We start from the raw sequence: 23,511 nt of genomic DNA on the forward strand, positions 1-23,511 counted from the left end.
ACCCAATCAATAACGGTAATGAAAGTAGGCACTGTACTATCTATAACTTTGTATTTCTCAGACATTCTCTTTAGTCAAATGTATCAATTTTAAAAGAAAAGCAACAAGAAAAACATGAATTTACTTGCTTGAATTTACTTCTGTTTTAGTTAGCCGCTTTGCAAACGCTACGACTTTTTTTATAAGGTAAGTAGGCACTCGTTGCAAACGAGCGCCAGTGGGAAGATCGAGATTTGCACGGCTGCAAATACGCGCTACAAGATTGAAAAATGTCAAAATTGTTTTAAAAAAGTTTACATTTGTTTAAAACCTAAATAAATAATAAATGAAATATTTAAAATTAGTTGTAGCGTTTACAACACTTTTTTTGGTTACAAGTTGCGTAACCACAGTGCCAATTACTAAAGAATTTTATGGAACGACAAAAGTTGGTGTTATTATTCAAATGGATGAAAACGCATCAGTGATCAAAGCATCAACAGACGGTAAAGTGGAAAAAATAACAGCACCCGATAATAGGTTTCACATTGGATTAGAAAAAGTAAAATCAAATATTGTTTTTAAGGAGATATTGAAAAAAGAAATATTCAACACACTTACAGTTAAAAATAAGTCTTTTGAAATGATATCAGATAATTTTAACGATACAGATTTAAAAAAATTTAAGACCCCAGATATAGAGAAAGAATATTCTAAATCTGATTTTAGATTTATGAAGGAAAAACATAATGTAGATGAAATTTTGTTTGTTAAGGTTAATCATTATGGCTTACTGTTAGTGTATTCAGGCGTTCTGTTGGCAACAAAAAAAGGATCTGTAATGATGCACACCCAAGTTATAGATCTCAAGGACAACTCACTTTTACAGCAAAAATTATTTGAAACAAATATAAAAATTAAAGGTAATTGGAAAAGTGATGGTGAATATACTAATTTACAAACTGCAATTCAAACAGCAATAGATAAATCAATATTGAAATTCAAACAGAGATTATAAAAATCGATGCAAGAAACTCTAGCTTCTTTATCCACAAATAGAACAAGCTGTACATGTCAAAAAAAGTTAGAGTAGGTACTCGTTGCAAATGAGCTTCAGATGAATATAATCTAGCTTTGACCACATAAACTTGTTGCTGAACACTTCTTCAGGATGATTCCCGCTCCCCGAAGTCTTTCTTTTTAGAACAAAATGTTATTAGAACTAGCTGCTGTGCGAATGTCTCCGACTTCGCACCCATTCCTATATGTCGTTCCAACTTTATCAAACTCAATATTCATTGTATTTGGTAAAATTATTCAAATTCATAACATCAACAATAGGAGTGTCTGCTTTTTCTATTTTCAATAATCCTGAATCTGAAACATAATTACTGGCACTGGAATAAACATAATGAGAAGCTTTCTCGACAATTTCAGCCCTAACAGGATTCAGATGAACATAATCCCTCTGGCGCTCGTTTGCAACGAGTGCCTACTTAACTTAAAAGGTAAATCGTAGCGTTTGCAACGCGGCTCTTTTAAATACTCTTCGTTATCATACGTAGAGACGTACCCCGTTACCGCACGAACCCTTTCGTGGGCACGTTCTCAAATTATATTTTCCCTTTTTTAAACAAAACAAATCTAGAAAAATTGGTTTTCATTTCATGTCTTTACACGAAAGAATTTGGGCGTGAGCTATAAGGCCATTATCGTGGAAATTGTTTGAGGCGATATGAACGAAAAACAACCGCAGATTCGTAGATTATGGTAATTTTTAATCTGCGAATCTGTAGTTATCTTAGATAGGTAATTACACCTCAAACCCCAACTTCTCTCTCACTCTACCCAGAACACCATTGGCAATAGCCGAAGCTTTTCCAGCACCAATTTTTAAAAGCGCATCAACTTCATTAAGATTATTGATATAGTAATTGTATTTTTCTCTTTCGGTTTTGAAAGTTTCACAAATCAACTCAAACAACGCTTGTTTGGCATGACCGTAACCGTAATTTCCGCCAAGATAATTGGCTTTCATCGCAGCGATTTGTGTTTCGTTTGCCAATAATTTATAAATGGCAAATGCATTACAGGTTTCTGGATTTTTTGGATCTTCCAGTGGCGTGCTGTCAGTTTCAATACTCATCACCTGTTTGCGCAACGCTTTATCATCTAGAAAGATATTGATAATGTTATTCGCTGATTTACTCATTTTTCCGCCGTTTGTTCCTGGAATCAACATGCTGTCTTCCTGAACTTTGGCTTCGGGAAGTACAAAAGTTTCTCCCATCTGGTGGTTGAATCGGGAGGCTACATCTCGAGTGATTTCAACATGCTGTAATTGGTCTTTTCCTACCGGAACAAGTTCTGCGTCGTATAATAAAATGTCGGCAGCCATAAGCATTGGATACGAAAACAAACCTGCATTGACATCTTCCAGTCGATCGGCTTTATCTTTGAAAGAATGCGCTAATGTCAATCGTTGAAAAGGGAAAAAACAACTTAAATACCACGATAATTCCGATGTTTGAGGCACATCAGATTGCCTGTAGAAAACTACTTTATCTACATTCAAACCACAGGCAAGCCAAGCTGCAGCAGTACTGTAAGTATTGGTTCTTAAAGTTTCACCGTTTTTAATTTGCGTTATCGAATGTAAATCAGCAATGAAAAGAAAGGATTCGTTTTCATGTTTATTTGATAACGCTATCGCGGGAATGATTGCGCCAAGTAAGTTGCCTAAATGTGGTGTTCCGGTACTTTGAACGCCTGTAAGTATTTTTGCCATTATTATTTTTTCTTAACCGCAAAGTTCGCAAAGATTTACGCAAAGTTAACAAGGATTGCAAATTTTTTCTAATAGGTAGTTTTCCAAAGCAAATTATTTTACCAATATTTACATCTGATTTGTTACTTTTGAACTTATGAGAGGATTTAAAATTATTTTTTGGGTGCTTTGGCGCGTCTGGTTTTATGTTTTGATGGCCATTCCCATACTGGTAATGTTTCCTTTTTTGGTTTTGTCTATTTTGACGGAAAGCGGCTATCCTTATTTTTTTAAGATGGCGCGTATTTGGGCAAAATTTATTCTTTTTGGAATGGGATTTTATTACAAAATTGATAAAAGCCAAGAAATGGAATACCAAAAAAGTTACATGATTGTTGCCAATCATACCTCAATGGCCGATATTATGCTGATGCTTGCTCTGACAAGAAATCCTTTTGTTTTTGTGGGTAAAAAAGAACTTTCAAAAATTCCATTGTTTGGCTTTTTCTACAAAAGAACCTGTATTTTGGTGGATCGGAATTGTTCAAAAAGTAAAATGGAAGTCTTTAATCGTGCTCAAAAAAGAATTAATCAGGGATTGAGTATCTGTATTTTTCCAGAAGGCGGTGTTCCAGACGATGAATCTGTAGTATTGGACACTTTTAAAGATGGCGCGTTTCGATTGGCGATAGAACATGGAATTCCTATTGTTCCCATTACTTTTGCCGATAATAAAAAGAGATTTCCATATACTTTTTTAAGCGGTGGCCCGGGAATTATGCGTGTAAAGTTGCATATACATATAGAAACATTGGGAAAAACTGGCGTTGATCGTAAGGAAATTAGAGAGGAAGTACGCGAAATAATTTATACACAATTAGTGACTTTTAATGCTGATATGGTTAAAAGCTATAGCTAATACCTGAATACAGTCCTACAAATATCGGTTTGACTTTACCTGAAGTGCCTGAAAACGTATTCATCTGGTATTTTAGCATTGGCTCAAAATTTATTTGAAATGATTTCACAATCTCATATTGAACACCAATACCAACATTGGTGCTGAAATTTATTTGATTCAAATTCTTGGCCTCTCCCAATGTTACATTCGTTTCAGAGGAAACCAACGAAATTTTATTTTGGTTGAGAAATAAAGTACTTACACCACCGATAAGTTTAATTCCAAATTTTTTATCCAAAATTGCATACGAAATTTCTAATGGGACTTCATAATAACCCATTTTTTGATTGATAGCTCCTGAATTTGTTTTCTGTAAGTTGATTTCAAATAAGGATAACATACTTGAATTGGATTCATTTTTAATTTCGATTAGTGCATTTGAAGTATAATTAATATTCGCCAGATTATTGTTTGACAAACCTGTTGAGTACACTACGTCATTTGTGTTGTATCCCAGTCCTAACTTGTTAATCCCGCTCCGTAGGGTCACTTTATTCGAAACAGCATAACTTACCCCTACACCAAAACTTAAGCTGTTATCCGTTGTTTTTTGATTTTCTGAAAATTGTGGGTCAATGGAGGAACCGGCCGAATTTGGATTCAGATAAACAGCGGCGATGTTTGGAGTAATTTGCCACTTGTTTTTTGCGTTAACGACCTCAACTTCTTTATGTTTTTTAGTTTTAAGGATTTCGTCCAATTCGTTAAGTGTTCCAGCTGTATTTGAAGACTTATTTTTAGAATCGATCGCAGCAATTGTAGCGTTTTCATGCTCTTTTAAATGGTCTTTTTCCAATGTTTGATTTGCTGTGATATCAAATGGTTTAAAAGTTGTCGCAGCAATTTTTTCTGTGACATTCTCGTTAGTTGACAGGTCGATGGTATTTATTATTGCTGGTTTTACCGAAGGATGATTTTTTTGTAAATAAACAATAGCACTACTTTGAGTTGTCTCTTTATTTTTGCTCGAATTGACCTCAGGTTGATTAGAAGATGTAAATTCTTTTTCATTTTTTTGGCCCGTTTTAATTTTGTTCACAACAATTGGAGCAGTTTTTTCAATTTGCAATGGATTAAAATTCTTCTCTTTTTGAGGCGGGACAGTGTCCTTATTTTCAGATTTTGTAACACCACTGTTTTTACTTCCTGAATGATCACTGAAAAGTGTATTTAATGCCAGTATTCCCAAAAGAATTGCGGCTGCAATTCCCGGAAATTTTATCCAGAACGGAATTATTTTTCGTTCTTTCTTCTCTTTTTTTAATTCAGTTTGGATATTTTTCCAGACTTGTTCTTTTGGAGGCATTTCAAAATCTTTGAATTGCTCTTGAAAAAAGCGGTCTATGTTTTTTTTATCGTTCATTTTGCCAATGACTTTATTTCAATTCTGGTATACGCTTCTATTTTCTCTTTTAAAATCAACCGAGCTCTGGCTAGATTTGACTTTGTTGTCCCTGTAGTTATTGTAAGCATTTCTGCGATTTCTTTATGAGAATAACCATCTAAAACATAGAGATTAAAAACCAATCTGTATTGATTGGGTAATTCTTGAATGATTTGCATTAAATGTTCAATTGGAATGTGGTCATCATCGATTTCAACATCTTCTTCTGGAATATTTTCACTAATTACCTCCATGTACCTAACTCCTTTGTACTTCTGGAGCGCATTATTGATCATTATTCTTTTGGCCCAGCCTTCAAAAGATCCTTTTCCGCTAAACTGTTCAATTTTTCTGAAGATGATCAGGAACCCATCCTGTAAGTTGTCTTGGGCGTCCGCATAATTACTGGAATATTTTAAGCACACGCCAAAAAACTTTTTAGAAAACAATTGATACAATTGTTCCTGAGCTTTGGGGTAATTTTTTTTACAGTCCGCAATTATTTGGTCTAATCCCACAGAAATTATTCTATTTGTTAGTTGACTACAAGAACTTCTACTTCCTCAAAAAGGTTTTTGCCTGACGCATCTTTTCCTTTGTAAAATTTAAAAATATAGGAACCGTTGTGAGTTACATAAAAATTAAAAGAAATCTCTGATAGTGCCGGGATTTGTTGCGTACAAACTTGGTTTGTGTTCACTGCCGTTTGAATGCCGATGGTTCTTACATTCAAATTTTTGTCATAATAAATCCCTTGAAATAAATGACATTCTGAAGGTCTGCGATATTTTAATTTTATCTCGTAGGTATTTCCTAATATAAATTTTTCGGGTAAGGTATAGCTGTCTAAAGGCAGCACTTCAAAGCTGTAAGAATCTTGATTGTCATTATCAATGGAGCATCCGGTCAAGGTTGTAATGAACAAAATAAAAAGGACGAATTTTTTCATTTCTTATTTTTTTAAATTTATACCAGTCAGCTTCTCTATTGGATTGTAAGCAGTTTTTTAAAAGATAAAAATTGTAACAAAAGGTTGCGTTTAAAAATGAAAAAACCCGAAATTTTCGGGTTTTACTTTTTATGCTTCTGCTAGTTCTTTTATTCTAGCTTTAATTTTTTCTTCTAATTCATCAGCTAATTCTGGATTGTCTTTTATTAAAGACTTAACAGCGTCACGACCTTGTCCAAGTTTGGTTTCACCGTAACTGAACCAAGATCCTGCTTTTTTGATGATTTCAAACTCAACAGCAAGATCAAGAATCTCTCCTGTTTTTGAAATTCCTTCACCGTACATGATATCAAATTCAGCGATTTTAAATGGCGGAGCGACTTTGTTTTTCACCACTTTTACTTTGGTTCTGTTCCCAAGAACGTTATCGCCATCTTTAATTTGTGTAGAACGACGGATATCTAAACGAATCGAAGCATAAAACTTCAATGCATTTCCTCCCGTTGTCGTTTCTGGATTACCAAACATAACTCCAATTTTTTCTCTCAATTGATTAATAAAGAAAACTGTACAGTTTGTTTTACTGATGGTTCCGGTTAATTTACGCAATGCTTGAGACATTAAACGAGCATGTAATCCCATTTTAGAATCTCCCATTTCGCCTTCAATTTCACTTTTTGGAGTCAAAGCAGCAACCGAGTCAATTACAACAATGTCAATTGCTCCGGAACGAATCAAGTTCTCTGCAATTTCTAACGCTTGTTCCCCGTTGTCCGGTTGTGATATGATTAAGTTTTCGATGTCAACGCCTAATTTCTCCGCATAATTTCTATCGAAAGCGTGTTCTGCATCAATAAAAGCTGCAATTCCACCTGCTTTTTGAGCTTCAGCAATGGCATGAAGTGTCAACGTGGTTTTTCCAGAAGATTCCGGACCGTATATTTCAATAATTCTTCCTCTTGGATAACCGCCAACTCCTAATGCTAAATCGATTCCTAAAGACCCGGAAGAAATAGTTTCTACTTCCTCAATGGCTTTGTCGCCCATTTTCATTACCGTCCCTTTTCCATAGGTTTTATCTAATTTGTCAAGCGTAAGTTGTAGCGCTTTTAATTTAGATTCTTTCTCTGTACTCATCTTCTCTTTTACCTTTTCTTTCATCTATTTGTATTGTTTTATAACTGTAAGAAACTGACAGAATGACTTATTATCCTGAAATTTCATTTGTATACTGAACATTTATTTTCGTAAAAATACTTCTTTTTTTAATTAAAATTTTCTCTTTCAAGAATATTTTAAATCTATTTTTTAATAAAAAAAATCCGGTTGAATTATGCTCATTACGTGAACAGCGCTTTTAATTCGGTTGCATCATGTGGGTTCATTTTACCGGCTAAAACTAAACTTAACTGTTTGCGTCGCAATGCAGCTTCAAAACGTTGTTTTTCTATTTCGGTTTCCGGAACAATTTGAGGTACTTCAACGGGTCTTCCCGTATCGTCTACTGCTACAAAGGTATAAATCGCTTCATTTGCTTTGGTTTTATTACCGGATTCTCTGTCTTCAACCCAAATGTCAATGAATATTTCCATTGAACTTTTGAAAGCTCTGGAAACTTTGGCTTCAACAGTAACTACACTCCCCAGCGGAATGGCTCTGTTGAATGCAACGTGATTTACGGATGCCGTAACTACAATTCTTCGAGAATGTCTGCGTGCCGCTATACTTGCTGCGCGATCCATACGGGCTAGTAATTCGCCACCAAAAAGATTGTTCAAAGGATTGGTCTCACTTGGTAAAACCAAATCGGTTAATATCGTCAGGGATTCTGAAGGGTGTTTTGGTGTCATTTTTTTATTTAAAAAGGAATTGTTGTTCAAAATAATAAGTTGTAAAGTCTAGTTTAACCAATAAACGGCCAATATTGCAGGGATAAAATAGATGACAATCGTTCTGGCTCCATCATAATCTTTGGCTAATCGTTGTCCGAAAAGCAACATCAACAAGGTGATACAAGAGAAAACGGCTCCATAGAAACCAAATATTCTTCCGTTGTTTACGAATAATTCGATGCAACCCACCACACATAAAATACCGGAAATTAATTCTAAAATTAAAATATTCAGTAGTGCTAAAGGGACACTGTTTTTTAATGGTGTTTTAGCGAAATGACCTTTTAACCATTCGACATTATCTTTCCAATAAAACAGTTTGTCGTATCCGGACTGCAGGAAAGTGATGGCCAGGAAAATTAAAATCAAAATAGAAGTAATGTTGTTCATGTTTTTATTTTTTGTGAATTAAACGGGTTAATTTTATGGATAAATCGGTGAGGATAATTTTAGCGTTTCCGTTGCGCTCAATGTGATACATAGCCTCCGAAAGTTCTTTAAAAATATCATTTATATTGTTGCCATTTACAAAAGGCGCAAAATTCTCCAGTTTGAATTTTTCTACTTGCGGCTCCATGTAAACTAAACTTGGCGTTTGATAATTCAACAACAATGCCTGACGAAACATATCGATACAGAAATGTAAAAACTTCTTCTGGGTTTCTCTTCCCAAACCGGCAATTTGATCGCTCCACTGGATCAAATCCTGGATGGCGGCAGCGTTTCCTTTGGCTCTAAAAGCAGCACGAACCCAATCAACAAACCATTTTTCAAAAAAAACAGATTCGCTTTCCGGTTGTAATAATTGCAATGCTTTATTATAATTTCCTTGTGCCTGATGCGCTATTTTTACGGCCGTTTTAAATTCAATATTTTCCCTTGAGATTAAAGCTTCTGAGATGACTTTTTCGTTTAAACCATTAAAATGCAATACTTGGCAACGGGAACGAATCGTTTGAATAATATCTTCTTCATTTTCTGAAATCAGGATAAAAACCGTCCGGTCTGTAGGTTCTTCCAGTAATTTCAGTAATTTATTGGAAGCGGCGATATTCAATTTATCAGCCATCCAAATAATCATTATTTTGTATCCGCCTTCATAAGATTTCAAAGCCAGCGATTTTAGGATTTCCTGTGCATCATCAACCCTGATTTCACCTTGTTTGTTTTTAACGCCCAGCATTTGGTACCAATCAAACAAACTTCCGTACGGATTATGTTCTAAAAACTGGCGCCATTCGGTTATAAAACCGATGCTTTTTGGTTTGGTTTTTACGTCTTCAGTGCTAACCGTCGGGTAAATAAAATGCAAGTCCGGATGTGAGGTTTTCTGAAATTTCAGGTTGCATGCTTCATTTGAACCGGAATTCTCCCCTTTTTGATTGCTGCAAATGATGTATTGTGCATACGCAATCGCCATGGGTAAAGTTCCACTGCCTTCAGGACCTACAAACAGTTGCGCATGGGGAATTCTACCCAAATCAGCACTTTTTGTCAAATGACTTTTGATGTGTTCTTGTCCTAAAATTTCTGAAAATTTCATGAAGCAAAGATAGCAGAAAATGGTTTAGTCTAAAATTTTAGCAGGCAAAGTTTCAGCAGAAGCACGTTTAGAGAGGCGTTGATTGTGGTGATTAATTTTAAAATTTAATTTGGCTATACTAAGAGCAATTGCCGCATAAATTATTAAAAAATAGCAGTATTTATTAATTTACATCGATTTCGTTGCTAAAAATTGATTTTATATAATTTTCTCTAATTTAGTACTGCTTTAAAAGTTCTATATTTGTTACTCTTTCAAAAAAAACAAACTAAAAAATATTCTGATGAAAACGTTAAGTGATTTCAATTTTGCAAATAAAAAAGCCATAATTCGTGTTGATTTCAATGTGCCTTTGGACGAAAATTTAAATGTAACGGATGCCACTCGTATCGAAGCTGCGAAACCTACCATTGATGCGATTCTTGCTCAAGGCGGAAGTGTGATTTTGATGTCACATTTAGGCAGACCAAAAGGTGTGGAGGAAAAACATTCTTTGAAACACATTTTGAAAACAGCAACAGATATTCTTGGAGTTCCGGTTCAGTTCGCCGCTGACTGCATTGGTTCAGTAGCGAAAGATGCAGCTGAGAAATTGAAGGCTGGAGAAGTTTTATTGTTGGAAAATTTACGTTTTCATAGTGAAGAAGAAGCAGGTGATATTGCTTTCGCAAAAGAATTGGCGTCACTTGGTGATATTTATGTAAACGACGCTTTTGGAACAGCACACAGAGCGCACGCGTCGACTACAATTATCGCTCAGTTTTTTCCAACAGAGAAATGTTTCGGATTATTATTGGCAAAAGAAATTGAAAGCTTGAACAAAGTTTTGAAAAATAGTAAAAAACCGGTAACAGCAGTTCTTGGTGGATCTAAAGTGTCTTCTAAAATTACGGTTATCGAGAATATTTTGGACAAGGTGGATCACATGATTATTGGTGGAGGAATGACTTTTACTTTTGTAAAAGCATTAGGCGGTAAAATTGGCGATTCTATTTGTGAAGATGATAAACAAGAATTGGCATTAGAAATATTGCGATTAGCTAAAGAAAAAGGAGTACAAATTCATATTCCGGTTGATGTTGTGGCGGCAAACGCTTTCGCAAATGATGCCGAAACGCAAATTGTGGATGTAAAAGAAATTCCGGACGGCTGGCAAGGTTTGGACGCAGGTCCAAAATCATTAGAAAACTTTAAAAAAGTAATCATGGAATCAAAAACGATTCTCTGGAACGGACCATTGGGCGTTTTTGAAATGGAAAATTTTGCTACCGGAACTATTGCTTTGGGTAACTTTATCGCTGAATCTACGGCAAACGGAGCATTTTCTCTAGTAGGTGGAGGTGATTCCGTTGCTGCTGTAAAACAATTTGGTCTTGAAGACAAAGTAAGCTATGTTTCAACCGGTGGAGGAGCAATGCTGGAAATGCTGGAAGGAAAAGTATTGCCAGGAATTGCAGCGATTTTGGATTAATGCAGCTGTTGCAAAACAAATAGTAACGGTTAGATTTTAATTATTTTAAATTAAAAAAATACTGTTATAGTAAAATGAAAACCTTGGCGATAAACGATTTATTGCTGAGGTTTTTTATTTTAAAGTATTCATTTTTTATCGTTATTTTAATTATCGAATCAGGAGAAAATTCTTTATGAATGATGCAAATAATGCTTTTTTAACAATATTTAAATAAAATTTTAGTTTTAACCCACTATGTTTGTAAAAAAAAAGCTTTGTAATCATTTGTAATATAGGTCTTTGATCGTAAAAATATGAATATAAAAAATACCACCCTGTCGTTTTTTCTATTAGCATCCGTACATTTATTTTCGCAAGAAGCAGTTGTAAATAGAGACTTTAAAAAAGTAGAAACAAAATTATCCTATTTAGATTCCATAAAGAAAACCTTCGTAAAAGACGATTTAGCAGCTTGCGTCGATAGTTTGTGGATGAAGGAATTAACCAATTTAGATTTATACAACACCATTTCGGATGATATTAAGAATGTTAATATCGACGAAAAAATTGAGTATGAATTGTCAACTGAACTTCTTAAAGAAAGATTGGAGGCAATGGATGCTAAATCTCCTTTCAATATTGAATACAATCAAGGATTAGAAAACATCATCAAATCATTTTTGAAGAACAGAAAAAAATCTTTTGAACGATTGATGGCTGTTTCAGAGTATTATTTTCCCATGTTTGAAGAGGCTTTGGCCAAACAAAATGTCCCTCTAGAAATTAAATATTTAGCTGTGGTGGAATCGGCTTTAAATCCAAAAGCAGTTTCTAAAATGGGCGCTACCGGATTGTGGCAATTTATGTATCAAACCGGAAAACAATATGGATTGAAAATTGATTCTTACATAGATGAACGCAGCGATCCAATCAAATCCAGCGAAGCGGCAGCCCAATACATGACTAATATGTACAGAATTTTTGGTGACTGGGATTTGGTTTTGGCTTCTTATAACTCTGGTCCAGGAAATGTTTCAAAAGCGATCAGACGTTCCGGCGGTCAACAAAATTATTGGAATATCAGAAAAAATCTTCCCAAAGAAACACAAGGATATGTTCCGGCGTTCTTAGCGACAATGTATATTTATGAATACCATAAGGAGCACGGAATCGTTCCCAACAGAGCAGCAATAAAGCATTTTGCCACGGATACCATCATGATTAAAAAGCAAATGTCATTCAAACACATATCTGATTTGCTTGATGTTCCCGTAGTTCAATTACAGCTTCTCAATCCATCCTATAAACTGAATATAGTTCCTTTTTATCATGATGAAAATCATTTTTTGAGATTACCACAGGAGAAAGTTGCTCTTTTTGCCTCCAATGAACCTCAAATTTACGCGTACGTTCAGTATGAAGTAGACAAACGTGAAAGACCATTTCAGATAACAAAAGCAATGGTGGTAAGAGATACGGCTAATTACACTGTGCAACGCGTTACTTTGCCTAAAACGTCTTACTATAAAGTTAAACGAGGAGACAATCTAACTGCTGTAGCGAGTAGATACGACGTTTCGATTTCCGAAATAAAAAAATGGAATAACCTGAAAAGCAATACGCTTACGTATGGCAAAAGCCTGAAAATTATTTCGAGCCACAGTGTGGTTAAATCCTTAAAGAAAGAATCGGATTCTGATAATGTTGCTTCTCAAGTTGTTTCGAAAAATCAAAATACAGTTGTCTCTGCATCCAAAATAAACACTAATTCAGCACCATTGTCAAATGGTTCTTCAAAAGTTTATGTGGTTCAAAAAGGAGATAATTTGGGAAGCATTGCCCAAAAACATGATGTTTCCGTTGCGGATATTCAAACGTGGAACGGACTTTTAGATGACAGTGTTCGGTTTGGAACATCACTTCAGGTTGCCAAGAAAGAGTTGATTTCAAAACAAGAATTAGTCATAAATCCTGAACGTAAAAATAGTGAATATACAGTTTTAAAAGGAGATAATTTAGGAAATATCGCCAATAAATTCGGCACTTCCGTGGTTAATTTAAAACAATGGAATGATTTACCGGACAACACTATTGCTATTGGAAAAACATTAATTGTTGCCAAAGATGAAATTGCAATTGTTACGGATCAAGCGACAATTAATTCTTTCAAAAACCAATCAAGCGTTACCTCAGCATCCAAAAAAGTAAGTACCGATTATTACGTTATAAAAGGAGATTCTTTATTTAGTATTGCCAAAAAATACCCTGGCGTAACCATTTCCGACCTAAAAAAATGGAACGGTATTCGCAATGAAGATATTAAACCAGGAATGAAGTTAAAAATAAACGGATAATAGCATAAACTTCTATAAATTTGGGTTTTACTTTATAATAGAATAGTAATGAATAAAGCCCATATTTTATTTCTTTTTGTTTCTCTGCTGTTGTTTTCCTGTAAAAAGGAAAATAATCATTTGACTCGTAAAACAACTGGTAAAATCAACACGATTTCGGTTATTATTGATGATCAGTTATGGAACGGTGATATTGGAGACAGCATACGAAACAAGTTTGCATCCCCGGTAATAGGTTTGCCTCAAGAAGAGCCATTATTCAACATCAATCAATATCCAGTCAAGCTTTTAGAAGGATTTATGACGGATACCCGAGCAATTATTGTGGTCAAAAAAGCGGAAGAAAACAAGTTTGAAATCCGAAAAGACCAATACGCATCTCCTCAAAATGTATTTCATATTTCTGGCAAAACAGCCACTGATATTATTGCTTGCATTGAAAAAAATGCTCCGCAAATGATTCAAATAATCAAACAGGCTGAAATTGCAGAGAATCAGCGAATAAACAGTCAGTCATTGATAGATCCCAAAATAATAGAGAACAAGTTTCACATTACTTTACAGATTCCTTCCGGATATGCTTATGTGCTTCAAAAGAGTAATTTTATGTGGCTAAAAAAAGAAATTATTGGCGGGAATACGAGTCTTTTATTATATCAAGTTCCTTTGAATACCTTAAATAAAGACAAGGATTTAATCGCAAGTATCATTAAAATGCGCGATTCTATAGGCAATTTATATATTAGCGGAAAGGAACCAGATACGAACATGATTACTGAAGAGGGGTATGCGCCTTATCTTTCTAAAATCAACCTTGATGGAAAGGACACTTACGAGACAAAAGGAACATGGCAGCTAAACAATGATTTTATGTCGGGACCTTTTATCAATTATGCTATTATTGATAAGGATTATAATCGCGTTTTGGTATTAGAAGGATTTTGTTACGCACCATCAAAAGACAAACGGGATTTAATGCATGAACTGGAAGCTATCATGAAATCCGTGGTTATTGTTAAAAGAGAGCTTTAAATTTCTTTTATTTGCATTTTATAAAAAGAAACTAAGCATGACAATACAATGGGAAATTAAGGCATTTGATGCCCTGACAGTTTACGAACTTTACGATTTACTGCGTCTAAGAAGCGAGATTTTCGTGGTGGAACAAAACTGTGTTTATTTAGATCTTGATGGAAAGGACAAAGTGGCTTTGCATCTTATTGGCGTATTTGAAGGGAAAATTGTATCTCATTCCAGACTTTTTAAACCCGGAATCAGTTTTGATAATGCATCGATTGGCCGCGTTACTGTTGATGCAAATTACCGCGACAGAAAGTGGGGACATGACCTAATGCGAGAATCAATTACAGGAATTTCGCATCATTTTGGTGAAAGTAAAATCACTATCGGAGCTCAATTATATTTGAAAAAATTTTATGAAAGTCATGGATTTGTGCAAACCAGTGAAATGTATCTTGAAGACGATATTCCGCATATTGAGATGAAAAGAGGGGAATTAGATTTTCAAAATTATAAATTCAACTCTACGGTCTAGTGCTTCTCCCTGATCTAAAGGGAATTTATTTCCACTGCCAACATAGTGCATCCTAAGACTGTTTACGCCTTTATTTATAAGGTATTTGTAAACATTTTTGGCTCGATTCAAAGAAAGTTTACGCTCCCGAGTTTCATTATCGATGGCATCCGAGTAATTACTTGGAGTACAACAAACGTGTCCTCTGATTTGGAATTCCAATGTTTTTTGTTTTTGAAAAAGAACCGCAATTCTATCTAATTCTTTCTTGGATTGTTCCGTTAATGCGCTGCTTCCAAGAGGGAAAAGGATGTTTTCCAGATAAATACGATCTCCCACTTTATGATTATCTTGAAACGAATTGTATAACCCATTTGCAAAACTGTTTTTCTTGACAATAAACAAGTCGACGCGTCTGTTTTTTGAACGGGTTTCGGACAGGTTTTCCACCATTTCTTTTTGCAGAATTACACGGCCTTTGCCTTCAATAATTACAATTTTGTTATTGTTAAAACCATTTGCCGTAAGAATGTTTTGTACCGTAATAACTCTTTTTTTTGACAATGCAAAATTATAATCATTGGCTCCTCTGTCGTCACAATATCCATAAATTTGTATTGATTCAATTTTTGTGGTATCCGCATTTTTCATGAAATCAATTATAATTTGTATTTGATCTTCATAAAGTGTGAATTTATCAAATTCAAAATACACCGTTTCTATAGGTTTTCCCTGAGCAGTTAGATAGCTCGAAAAAAGAAGCAGAAATATTGCAAACGATTTTTTCATTATATTTTGAGAATAGACTTGTATTCCGAGTTATTGTTTAAAATGCTTACCGCTTTTTTAATTTCCGAATTGTTTTTGGTGTAATATTGATACAATCCTTCTTGATATTGGTAGCGTTTAATGATTTCATCGACCATTAGATTTTTGATTTCTTTTTGGTTTTTATCCAATAAAACATTTTCACTTTTCTGAAGTGCGGCCAGCAATTGTTGATATTCGGTGAGAATAGATTGGTCTAATTTTTCTTTTTTAGCAACAGCCAAAGTATTTTTTAAAGCCAATTCTGTTTCCGTATCAAAGGAGAATTTCTGTACTTTCAGAAACTGTTTGAAATCTAAATAATCCGCATCAGAAATGACTGGAATCTGATTTCCTAAATTCGGGTTTTTATAATAATAGGTCGTGGCGTAGTTGAAAATCCCATCATTTTTTAACAAAGCAGCCGTTATTGGACTTGATTTAGTTTCTTCTAATTCCACGTCAGGCTGGATTCCTCCGCCGTCATAAACGGTTCTGCCTTTTCGGGTTTTAAAAGCATTGAAGTTTGCTTCTTCTGTTTTTATGGCCATTCCATTTTTGTCTTTTCGAGAATAATCCAAAGCTTGAATGCATCTTCCGGATGGCGTGTAATAGCGGGAAATAGTTACTTTTAGTTGCGTTCCATAAGTCAAATCTACTGGTCTTTGCACCAGTCCTTTTCCAAAACTGCGGCTTCCCACCACCACAGCCCGATCTAAATCCTGAAGCGCCCCAGCCACGATTTCAGATGCCGAAGCACTTCGGCCGTTAACAAGAATAATCAAAGGGATTTCAGTATCTACAGGATCTTTGGTCGTTTTGTACGTGCTGTTGTGTTTCTCTATTTTTGATTTTGTAGTAACAATAATTTCGTTTTTTGGAACAAATAAATTACAGATATTCACGGCTTCATTCAAAAGTCCTCCCGGATTGTCTCTTACATCCAAAATAATGCGTTCAGCACCTTCTTTTTTGAGTTTTTCCAAAGCTTCTTTGGTTTCCAATGATGCTTTTTTGTTAAAATGTGACAACACAATATAACCGGTTTTGTCATCTATTTTTGCGAAAAAAGGAACCGATTTGATTTCGACTTCATCCAGAATAATCTGGGTAGTGTTCACTTTTCCCTGACGGATGTATTTGATGTCAATCTTAGTGTTTTTGGTACCTTTAAAAAGTTGAAAAGCCTCGTCTTTAAATGCAGATAAAAGTACATCCCCCACCTGAATAATTTCGTCTCCGGCTTTTAAACCCGCTTTGTCGGCAGGGAAATCTTTATAGGGTTCTTTCACAATTAATTTGTCTTCTTTCCGAGTCAATAAAGCGCCTATTCCGGTATATTCTCCGGTGTTGTTTATCTTGAATCGCACGACATCCTGCTCATTGAAATAAACGGTGTACGGATCTAAATTAGCCAGCATTCCTTTGATGGCCTTGTCCATTAGTTCTCCAGGATTTGTTTCATCGACATAATTCCGGTTCAATTCTTTGAAAAGAGTGGTGAATATCTCGATTTGCTTGGCGATTTCGAAAAAATCGTCTTTGAAACTGGTTCCAATAAACAGAAATGCCGAAGCGACAACTGGAATTATGAATTTTTTTTTGAAGAAGTTCATGGATTTCATTAACTAAATTTGAGGTCACTAAAATAACTATAATTCGCCAAATAATTATGCATAAAGGAATCAAAGATTACTTAGTTCAAATTAGAATGGGTTAAGTATTTAAATTTCAGAAATAGAATCGATTGCTGATTCTGGTTTTTTAATGTTTTGAGCAATAAACTTCTCAAACAACTGAATGGTTTTGGTATTAATTTCCTCGTATGTCAGTCGTTCCTTCGTTTGGTAAAAAAACATAAAGGAATACGGTTGGTCCAAATTGTCAATCAAAAGGTGTTTGTTCAGACGGTAAGTTTCGCGTAATACCCTTTTGAAATAATTGCGGTCTACGGCTTTCTTAAAATTTTTTTTTGAAACCGAAACGCCCATTTTTATTTTTTCGCCTTCGGTAAAAGAACCGGCTTTATAGACCAATCGCAACGGATATTTAGATACTGATTTCCCTTCGGTAAATAATAATCCAATGGTGATTTTACTTTTTAGCTTTTCGTTTTTTGGGTAAGTGAAGTTCATTTTAATTGAAAAAAGACATAGATTTTGACTTGCAAAGTTACGATTAAACGTCGAGCCGGTATATTGTTTCTGATTTAAATACCGCTAAAAATATATTTCTTACTTTTGCGACAAATTTTTAAAGCATGCAAAAACTGATTTCGTATCCCATTTCCGTAATTTATTATTTATTTTTCTTTCTTACTTTGGTTATTTTTCATCCAATTCAGTGGGTTTGCTTCCATGTTTTTGGCTATCAAGCTCATAAAGTAAGTGTCGATTACTTGAATTTTTTCTTATTGAGATGCACAAATCTCTTGGGAACAACGTACAAATTTGAAAATATAGAAAGCATCCCTAAAAACGTGCCTTTAATTTTTGTGTCCAATCATCAAAGTATGTACGATATTATTGCGATGATTTGGTTTTTTCGTCGTTTTCATTGTAAATTTGTAAGTAAAAAAGAATTAGGAAGCGGTATCCCAAGCGTGTCATTCAATTTACGTCATGGAGGTTCTGTTCTTATCGATCGTAAAGATCCAAAACAAGCGATTCCGGCCATCAAAGGATTAGCAGAATATATTGAAAAACACAACCGTTCAGCAGTTATTTTTCCGGAAGGAACGCGAAGTAAAACGGGAAAACCAAAAGAGTTTGCGCAAAGCGGTTTAAAAATTTTATGTAAGCACGCGCCGTCGTCATACGTGGTTCCAGTGAGCATAAACAATTCTTGGGAAATAGTTAAATACGGGTTTTTTCCTTTAGGTTTAGGAAATCGCCTTACCTTTGTAGTACATAAACCGTTAGCGGTTAAAGACTATGATTTTTCTGAATTAATGGAAAAAACAGAAACAGCAGTTGTTAAAGGAATAAAAATTTAATTTATATATAATGTCAATAAAAAACATTCGATTAGAAGTAATGCAGTTTTTGGAAAAAAACGTAGACAGCTTTGTCGATCAGTATTTAATTCCAGTGGAGAAAATATGGCAACCAACTGATTTTTTGCCCAATTCCCAAAGTGATACTTTTTTTGATGAGGTCAAAGAATTACGTGAAATTGCAAAAGAATTACCTTATGATTTCTGGGTAACTTTAGTAGGGGATACCATTACTGAAGAAGCTTTACCAACCTACGAATCCTGGTTAATGGACGTAGAAGGAATTGATAATGTAGAGCGAAACGGTTGGTCTAAATGGATCAGGCAGTGGACTGGTGAGGAAAATCGTCATGGCGATTTGCTCAACAAATATTTGTATTTATCAGGTCGTGTAAACATGCGTGAAGTAGAAATGACAACGCAACACCTGATCAACGACGGTTTTGATATTGGTACCGGAAGAGATCCATACAAAAACTTTGTGTATACTAGTTTTCAGGAATTAGCAACTTACGTCTCCCATAACAGAGTAGCGCAAATGGCCAAGAAATATGGCGATAACAAATTGTCTAAAATGTGCAAAATGATTGCTGGTGACGAGATGCGTCATCATCATGCATACAGTGAATTTGTTACCCGTATTTTTCAAATAGATCCAAGTGAAATGATGCTTGCCTTTCAATACATGATGAAAGCAAAAATCGTTATGCCTGCACATTTCTTGAGAGAATCAGGTCAAAAAATTAGTACCGCTTTTGAGCAGTTTTCTGATTCTGCGCAAAGAATAGGGGTTTACACAGCAGCGGATTATGTAGACATTATGCAAAAATTAATTGAGAAATGGGAAATTGATAAAATTTCCGGTTTGACAGATGAAGCAGAGAAAGCACGTGATTACTTGATGAAATTACCGGGTAGAATGGCAAAAATTTCCGAGAGAATGGTAATTCCACAAGAATCGCATATTTTTAAATGGGTAGAGCCAGCATTAGTAAGATAGATTTTTTAGTTCGAAATAAAGGTTAAAATGTTGGATTTTGAAGTTGGTAAACTTCGAAGTTCAACATTTTTTTTAAAAGTATAAAAATAATGATAAATCCTGATTTAATAAGTAAAACGATTCTTTTTGTAAAAGAAAAACTAGAAAATGCCGAAGGCGGACACGACTGGTTTCATATTGAAAGAGTGTTTAAGAATTCCGTTCTGATTTCGAAAAGTGAAGTTTGTGATACCACCGTTGTCAAACTTGGCGCTTTGCTTCATGATATTGCCGACAGTAAGTTTCATGATGGTGATGAAACCGTCGGACCAAGAATTGCCCGCGAATTTTTAGAATCGGAAAAAGTTGACGAAGAAACCATCAAGCATGTGGTTGATATTATTGAAAACATTTCGTACAAAGGCGGCAATTTCGAAAAGAAATTTTCTTCAATAGAATTGGATGTGGTTCAGGACGCGGATCGTTTAGACGCGATTGGAGCCATTGGAATCGCCAGAACGTTCAATTATGGCGGATTTAAAAACAGAGCAATCTACGATCCTAAAATTGCTCCAAATTCCAGTATGACCAAAGAAGAATACAAGAAGAATGATTCTCCAACGTTAAATCATTTTTACGAAAAGTTATTGCTTTTGAAAGATAAGATGAATACCGAGACCGGAAAACAAATCGCACAAGAAAGGCACCGTTATATGGAAGGATTTCTGGCGCAGTTTTATGCGGAATGGGAAGGAGAGAAGTAAGAAAATAGTATTCAGTTTTTAGTATTCAGTTTATTGACGTTAAAAAACTACTGCTTTAGTAGAAAAAAAATTGAATATAGTTTTGTTTTACACGCAAACCATCAACTGATTAATGACTACTAATTTTAAATTTCAGATGTTTTTTCGATTGCTGATTTTAAATCAAAAATCAGTCCCGATAGCTATCGGGATTAATCAAAAATCTTAAATCGTAATTCCTTTAACTTTCATTTCCAAAATCACATCTGAAGCGTTTTTAAAAGTTGGTGCTTGCTCAATAATGGTTCCCACTCTTTTTTTATTGAGTTTAAAAGTAATGTCATTTTCTGTTGTAAACAGTAAAGCGGTTAAAAACGGATTATTCATATACGGAGCCAATATAATAAAAGCTTCATCAATAGTATGAAAACTTTCTATTTCCTCGGTTTTGTAACGCGCCGTAACCGAAAGACTGAACACGTCATTTTCCAGTAAAACAGGACGCACATAAATATTTTTCAATTCTGTATCGCCAATGGTTTTGGCCAGCGTTAATTTAGCGTAGGTATGGTTTTCAATACTTTGTTTTACCTTTTCCCAGAAAAGTACAAATACAGGTTGGAAGGACATAAGTTTAAAATTTTTATATATTATTTTCAGAAATGAATTTTCAAAAGTAAAGTAATTTGATGTTTGTTTTTTACAAATAAATTTTACAAATTAATTTTTAGTAATTGCTTTTTTGTTCCTTTTCTACCTAAAAAAATAGCAGAATTATTAATAATCCCCCCTTTTGAAACCATGTAAGTAACTGAGCTATTTTCATCATCAAGAATTTCTTTATAATCAAAATCTCCGTCCATACTGATTCTTATTACATTCAAATTCGATTTGTTTTTTCTAATTTGACCGAATTCAATTCTATCGTTTTTAATTTTTTTAATTTTTTCACCAGTGTTAATAAAGAAATAACTGAAATTTTCATTTACCAATGAAGTGTAAGAAATAAATGATTCGTCCTCGTAAGATGGAATTGCTTGTCTTTTATTAATATTTCTTGCCCACAAAAGATTTCCTTCAGAATCTAATTTTGCAGCTACAATGTCATCATAATTAAAATAAGTTCTATTATTCGTATCACTGGTTAAATATTCCTCTTGTGCATTAAAAAATAAATCATTGTTTACAGAGAAAAATATTTTTTTGAACGTTAAAAACTTAAGTGCTTTGTCTTTGTCTTCCCCATATTTGTCAACCATAAATTGTTCTGTAAACAAATTATATTTTGATTGCAAAATGGTTAAAGAATTGGAATCTAACTTATAATAACAAATTCCTTTAAATTTATAATCTTTAATGTCAGAATAAAAACCCAAACAAATAATTTCATTATTGTGAAAAATAGATTTTAAAGAGCCAACAAAATTTTCATGAGTATCTATGAATTGCGATTTTTGTGATTCAGCTGTTATTTTTGTGATTTCAAATAGGTATTTTCCGCCTTCTTTCTTTTCTTTTTGGATTTCTAAATAACTTTTTGCCAATAAGCTTATGGCTCTCCCATCAGGTGAAACTTGAATGTTCTCTAGATTATGATTTTTATCTTTAATTTCTCTATTAAAATCGGTGTCGATTTTTTTGTTCAACTGATTGTCAAATAAATATAATTTCACAAATTCTTTATTCTCACTATTGTAATCTATTGCGATGGCAAAGGCACTTTTGTTACCATTCACAGTCATTACAATATCAGAGCCTTTTTGATTTTTTGATATTTCTGATTTACCCTCCCATGAAAATTCAAAAAAACTGGAATTTTTTGAAATATCATTTTCTGATTTTATTTCTCCTGAATTATCATTTGTCCAGTTTCCTTTTGTACGATTAAAAAACTCCTTTTCTAAAGAAATTGTCCCTGTTTCTTTCATTTTTTCCTTCGAGATTCTAAACAATTCTTTTTTAGAGATTAAAAAATCATCTGTTATGATATTTGCTTGACAAACATATGATTTATCATTCAAATCATAATAAAACTCAATAATCTTGACTTCATTTTTAACAGAATAAATACCCAAAACGATATTGTTTTTTTGATAATTTGGATGTTTCATTTCGAAATCTAACGTCTTTTGGATTTTTAAATTAGAATCTATATGCTCTATATAAAAGCCACTGTAATTTGATAATCCATTATCATTATAGGATCGAACGATTAAGGTATTTCCACTCTCATTAGTTTCAGTCAAAACAATGTTTGATTTTTTGACATCATCCTTAAACTCTTCACTCTTTTCAAGTTTGAAAGGAATGTTTTGACAAAATAATTGACTTGATAATAAAGCAAAAATTAAATAAACATATAATTTTCTCATTTAATTTTATTATTTACCAGTAAATACCGCTTTTCTTTTCTCCAAGAAAGCCGTCGTTCCTTCTTTAAAATCTTCGGTTCCAAAACATTTTCCAAAAGCTTTTATTTCGGCTTCATACCCATTTTTTCCTTCTTTGAAATTAGCATTGACCGCTTTTATAGCTTTACCAATAGCGTAAGGAGAGTTCTTTATTATTTTATTGGCCACACTCACACAGTAGTCTAAAAGTTCAGCTTCAGGCACTACGTGATTTACCAGTCCAGTTCTGTAGGCATCTTGCGCCGTTACCATTCCTGCGGTCATAATCATCTCCATTGCGCGTCCTTTTCCTATCAATTGTGGCAAACGTTGCGTTCCGCCATAACCCGGAATTACGCCCAGTGAAACTTCAGGTAATCCCATCTTTGCATTTTCAGAAGCAACTCTGAAATGACACGCCATCGCTAATTCTAATCCGCCACCCAGTGCGAAACCATTGACTGCTGCAATTACCGGGGTTTTTAAATTTTCTATAAAATCAAATAATTTTTCTTGTCCTTCTGCCGCGAGTAGCGTTCCTTCTTCAATCGAAAAATGAGCAAATTCAGAGATATCAGCGCCGGCTACAAATGCTTTTTCACCACTTCCCGTTAAAATAATAACACGAATTTCATCGTTTTTCCCCAATGTTTTGAACGCTTTATTCAAATCAGAAATAGTTTCAACATTTAAAGCGTTGAGTTTGGTCGGACGATTAATGGTAATCGTTGCAATGTTATTTTCGGTTGCAATTAAAATATTTTCGTAATTCATAAGTGTA

23 protein-coding genes are annotated in these 23,511 nt (G+C 34.2%); 9 read left to right on the forward strand and 14 right to left on the reverse strand.

All coding sequences use genetic code 11. From position 1 onward, the window contains the following. The first annotated feature begins 325 nt into the window (after positions 1-325). Complete coding sequence (locus ACP7AT_RS01010; protein WP_426062508.1) at positions 326-997, forward strand: hypothetical protein; 672 nt, start codon at positions 326-328, stop codon at positions 995-997. Between the two features lie 795 nt (positions 998-1,792). Here ACP7AT_RS01010 and trpS read toward each other — a convergent pair. Beyond that, positions 1,793-2,767: a tryptophan--tRNA ligase gene (gene trpS / locus ACP7AT_RS01015; RefSeq protein WP_426062509.1), complete on the reverse strand. Its 975-nt coding sequence runs from the start codon at positions 2,765-2,767 to the stop codon at positions 1,793-1,795. A 136-nt stretch (positions 2,768-2,903) separates the two neighbouring features. On the opposite strand from trpS, the gene ACP7AT_RS01020 reads away from it, so the two are divergent. Then, a complete protein-coding gene (locus tag ACP7AT_RS01020) occupies positions 2,904-3,665 on the forward strand; it encodes a lysophospholipid acyltransferase family protein (RefSeq protein ID WP_426062510.1) in 762 nt (253 codons plus the stop codon). Here the strand turns inward: ACP7AT_RS01020 and ACP7AT_RS01025 are convergent. The 7 genes from ACP7AT_RS01025 to ACP7AT_RS01055 form a co-directional block, all read right to left on the reverse strand. Further along, entirely contained in the window at positions 3,649-5,070 is a 1,422-nt protein-coding gene (locus ACP7AT_RS01025; RefSeq protein WP_426062511.1) for a hypothetical protein, read from the reverse strand. The two genes, ACP7AT_RS01020 and ACP7AT_RS01025, sit on opposite strands and share 17 nt — an antisense overlap. Continuing rightward, a complete protein-coding gene (locus ACP7AT_RS01030; protein ID WP_426062512.1) occupies positions 5,067-5,609 on the reverse strand; it encodes an RNA polymerase sigma factor in 543 nt (180 codons plus the stop codon). The genes ACP7AT_RS01025 and ACP7AT_RS01030 overlap by 4 nt, the downstream gene beginning before the upstream one ends. 17 nt (positions 5,610-5,626) lie before the next feature. Next, the gene (locus ACP7AT_RS01035; RefSeq protein ID WP_426062513.1) at positions 5,627-6,040 is read right to left on the reverse strand and encodes a lipoprotein; all 414 of its coding nucleotides are present in this window, start codon (positions 6,038-6,040) and stop codon (positions 5,627-5,629) included. Positions 6,041-6,169: 129 nt separating this feature from the next. Then, the gene (gene recA / locus ACP7AT_RS01040) at positions 6,170-7,177 is read right to left on the reverse strand and encodes a recombinase RecA (RefSeq protein WP_091203513.1); all 1,008 of its coding nucleotides are present in this window, start codon (positions 7,175-7,177) and stop codon (positions 6,170-6,172) included. A 203-nt stretch (positions 7,178-7,380) separates the two neighbouring features. Beyond that, entirely contained in the window at positions 7,381-7,890 is a 510-nt protein-coding gene (locus tag ACP7AT_RS01045) for an acyl-CoA thioesterase (RefSeq protein WP_091203303.1), read from the reverse strand. A gap of 48 nt (positions 7,891-7,938) precedes the next feature. Next, on the reverse strand, positions 7,939-8,322 hold the full coding sequence (locus ACP7AT_RS01050) for a DoxX family membrane protein (protein WP_091203302.1): 384 nt from the start codon (positions 8,320-8,322) through the stop codon (positions 7,939-7,941). 4 nt (positions 8,323-8,326) lie between these two features. Then, a complete protein-coding gene (locus ACP7AT_RS01055) occupies positions 8,327-9,475 on the reverse strand; it encodes an ATP-binding protein (RefSeq protein WP_426062514.1) in 1,149 nt (382 codons plus the stop codon). A 283-nt stretch (positions 9,476-9,758) separates the two neighbouring features. Between ACP7AT_RS01055 and ACP7AT_RS01060 the strand changes: the two genes are divergently transcribed. The 4 genes from ACP7AT_RS01060 to ACP7AT_RS01075 all read left to right on the forward strand — a co-directional run bounded on the left by ACP7AT_RS01060 (position 9,759) and on the right by ACP7AT_RS01075 (position 14,837). Further along, positions 9,759-10,946, forward strand: a complete 1,188-nt coding sequence (locus ACP7AT_RS01060; protein ID WP_426062515.1) for a phosphoglycerate kinase — start codon at positions 9,759-9,761, stop codon at positions 10,944-10,946. 296 nt (positions 10,947-11,242) lie between these two features. Continuing rightward, positions 11,243-13,282 carry a LysM peptidoglycan-binding domain-containing protein gene (locus tag ACP7AT_RS01065; protein WP_426062516.1) on the forward strand — a complete coding sequence of 680 codons (2,040 nt, stop codon included), beginning with the start codon at positions 11,243-11,245 and terminating at the stop codon, positions 13,280-13,282. A gap of 48 nt (positions 13,283-13,330) precedes the next feature. Continuing rightward, positions 13,331-14,314 (forward strand): DUF4837 family protein, encoded by a 984-nt coding sequence (locus tag ACP7AT_RS01070; protein WP_426062517.1) that lies wholly within the window; start codon positions 13,331-13,333, stop codon positions 14,312-14,314. 37 nt (positions 14,315-14,351) lie between these two features. Beyond that, on the forward strand, positions 14,352-14,837 hold the full coding sequence (locus ACP7AT_RS01075) for a GNAT family N-acetyltransferase (protein ID WP_426062518.1): 486 nt from the start codon (positions 14,352-14,354) through the stop codon (positions 14,835-14,837). On the opposite strand, the gene ACP7AT_RS01080 is transcribed toward ACP7AT_RS01075, so the two are convergent. The 3 genes from ACP7AT_RS01080 to rnpA all read right to left on the reverse strand — a co-directional run bounded on the left by ACP7AT_RS01080 (position 14,799) and on the right by rnpA (position 17,758). Next, complete coding sequence (locus ACP7AT_RS01080; RefSeq protein ID WP_426062519.1) at positions 14,799-15,605, reverse strand: OmpA family protein; 807 nt, start codon at positions 15,603-15,605, stop codon at positions 14,799-14,801. The genes ACP7AT_RS01075 and ACP7AT_RS01080 overlap by 39 nt on opposite strands. Further along, the gene (locus tag ACP7AT_RS01085; protein WP_426062520.1) at positions 15,605-17,248 is read right to left on the reverse strand and encodes a S41 family peptidase; all 1,644 of its coding nucleotides are present in this window, start codon (positions 17,246-17,248) and stop codon (positions 15,605-15,607) included. The genes ACP7AT_RS01080 and ACP7AT_RS01085 overlap by 1 nt, the downstream gene beginning before the upstream one ends. 99 nt (positions 17,249-17,347) lie before the next feature. Continuing rightward, the gene (gene rnpA / locus ACP7AT_RS01090; RefSeq protein WP_426062521.1) at positions 17,348-17,758 is read right to left on the reverse strand and encodes a ribonuclease P protein component; all 411 of its coding nucleotides are present in this window, start codon (positions 17,756-17,758) and stop codon (positions 17,348-17,350) included. A gap of 125 nt (positions 17,759-17,883) precedes the next feature. On the opposite strand from rnpA, the gene ACP7AT_RS01095 reads away from it, so the two are divergent. From ACP7AT_RS01095 to ACP7AT_RS01105, 3 genes are all read left to right on the forward strand, one after another. Then, entirely contained in the window at positions 17,884-18,618 is a 735-nt protein-coding gene (locus tag ACP7AT_RS01095) for a lysophospholipid acyltransferase family protein (RefSeq protein ID WP_426062522.1), read from the forward strand. 10 nt (positions 18,619-18,628) lie between these two features. Continuing rightward, the gene (locus tag ACP7AT_RS01100) at positions 18,629-19,618 is read left to right on the forward strand and encodes an acyl-ACP desaturase (protein WP_426062523.1); all 990 of its coding nucleotides are present in this window, start codon (positions 18,629-18,631) and stop codon (positions 19,616-19,618) included. Between the two features lie 89 nt (positions 19,619-19,707). Then, on the forward strand, positions 19,708-20,361 hold the full coding sequence (locus tag ACP7AT_RS01105; RefSeq protein ID WP_426062524.1) for an HD domain-containing protein: 654 nt from the start codon (positions 19,708-19,710) through the stop codon (positions 20,359-20,361). Positions 20,362-20,565: 204 nt separating this feature from the next. Here the strand turns inward: ACP7AT_RS01105 and ACP7AT_RS01110 are convergent, their stop codons facing one another. From ACP7AT_RS01110 to ACP7AT_RS01120, 3 genes are all read right to left on the reverse strand, one after another. Further along, on the reverse strand, positions 20,566-20,970 hold the full coding sequence (locus ACP7AT_RS01110; RefSeq protein WP_426062525.1) for a hypothetical protein: 405 nt from the start codon (positions 20,968-20,970) through the stop codon (positions 20,566-20,568). A gap of 83 nt (positions 20,971-21,053) precedes the next feature. Further along, a complete protein-coding gene (locus ACP7AT_RS01115) occupies positions 21,054-22,712 on the reverse strand; it encodes a hypothetical protein (protein ID WP_426062526.1) in 1,659 nt (552 codons plus the stop codon). 9 nt (positions 22,713-22,721) lie between these two features. Continuing rightward, positions 22,722-23,504, reverse strand: a complete 783-nt coding sequence (locus ACP7AT_RS01120) for an enoyl-CoA hydratase/isomerase family protein (RefSeq protein WP_426062527.1) — start codon at positions 23,502-23,504, stop codon at positions 22,722-22,724. Between the last annotated feature and the right edge of the window lie 7 nt (positions 23,505-23,511).

The organism is Flavobacterium sp. DSP2-3-1, assembly GCF_049896865.1.
Classification (GTDB): domain Bacteria; phylum Bacteroidota; class Bacteroidia; order Flavobacteriales; family Flavobacteriaceae; genus Flavobacterium.

Coding starts and splice junctions, on each gene's coding strand:
- ACP7AT_RS01010 (WP_426062508.1), top strand. CDS start 326: ATGAAATATTTAAAATTAGTTGTAGCGTTTACAACACTTTTTTTGGTT.
- trpS (WP_426062509.1), bottom strand. CDS start 2,767: ATGGCAAAAATACTTACAGGCGTTCAAAGTACCGGAACACCACATTTA.
- ACP7AT_RS01020 (WP_426062510.1), top strand. CDS start 2,904: ATGAGAGGATTTAAAATTATTTTTTGGGTGCTTTGGCGCGTCTGGTTT.
- ACP7AT_RS01025 (WP_426062511.1), bottom strand. CDS start 5,070: ATGAACGATAAAAAAAACATAGACCGCTTTTTTCAAGAGCAATTCAAA.
- ACP7AT_RS01035 (WP_426062513.1), bottom strand. CDS start 6,040: ATGAAAAAATTCGTCCTTTTTATTTTGTTCATTACAACCTTGACCGGA.
- recA (WP_091203513.1), bottom strand. CDS start 7,177: ATGAGTACAGAGAAAGAATCTAAATTAAAAGCGCTACAACTTACGCTT.
- ACP7AT_RS01045 (WP_091203303.1), bottom strand. CDS start 7,890: ATGACACCAAAACACCCTTCAGAATCCCTGACGATATTAACCGATTTG.
- ACP7AT_RS01050 (WP_091203302.1), bottom strand. CDS start 8,322: ATGAACAACATTACTTCTATTTTGATTTTAATTTTCCTGGCCATCACT.
- ACP7AT_RS01055 (WP_426062514.1), bottom strand. CDS start 9,475: ATGAAATTTTCAGAAATTTTAGGACAAGAACACATCAAAAGTCATTTG.
- ACP7AT_RS01060 (WP_426062515.1), top strand. CDS start 9,759: ATGAAAACGTTAAGTGATTTCAATTTTGCAAATAAAAAAGCCATAATT.
- ACP7AT_RS01065 (WP_426062516.1), top strand. CDS start 11,243: ATGAATATAAAAAATACCACCCTGTCGTTTTTTCTATTAGCATCCGTA.
- ACP7AT_RS01070 (WP_426062517.1), top strand. CDS start 13,331: ATGAATAAAGCCCATATTTTATTTCTTTTTGTTTCTCTGCTGTTGTTT.
- ACP7AT_RS01075 (WP_426062518.1), top strand. CDS start 14,352: ATGACAATACAATGGGAAATTAAGGCATTTGATGCCCTGACAGTTTAC.
- ACP7AT_RS01080 (WP_426062519.1), bottom strand. CDS start 15,605: ATGAAAAAATCGTTTGCAATATTTCTGCTTCTTTTTTCGAGCTATCTA.
- ACP7AT_RS01085 (WP_426062520.1), bottom strand. CDS start 17,248: ATGAAATCCATGAACTTCTTCAAAAAAAAATTCATAATTCCAGTTGTC.
- rnpA (WP_426062521.1), bottom strand. CDS start 17,758: ATGAACTTCACTTACCCAAAAAACGAAAAGCTAAAAAGTAAAATCACC.
- ACP7AT_RS01095 (WP_426062522.1), top strand. CDS start 17,884: ATGCAAAAACTGATTTCGTATCCCATTTCCGTAATTTATTATTTATTT.
- ACP7AT_RS01100 (WP_426062523.1), top strand. CDS start 18,629: ATGTCAATAAAAAACATTCGATTAGAAGTAATGCAGTTTTTGGAAAAA.
- ACP7AT_RS01105 (WP_426062524.1), top strand. CDS start 19,708: ATGATAAATCCTGATTTAATAAGTAAAACGATTCTTTTTGTAAAAGAA.
- ACP7AT_RS01110 (WP_426062525.1), bottom strand. CDS start 20,970: ATGTCCTTCCAACCTGTATTTGTACTTTTCTGGGAAAAGGTAAAACAA.
- ACP7AT_RS01115 (WP_426062526.1), bottom strand. CDS start 22,712: ATGAGAAAATTATATGTTTATTTAATTTTTGCTTTATTATCAAGTCAA.
- ACP7AT_RS01120 (WP_426062527.1), bottom strand. CDS start 23,504: ATGAATTACGAAAATATTTTAATTGCAACCGAAAATAACATTGCAACG.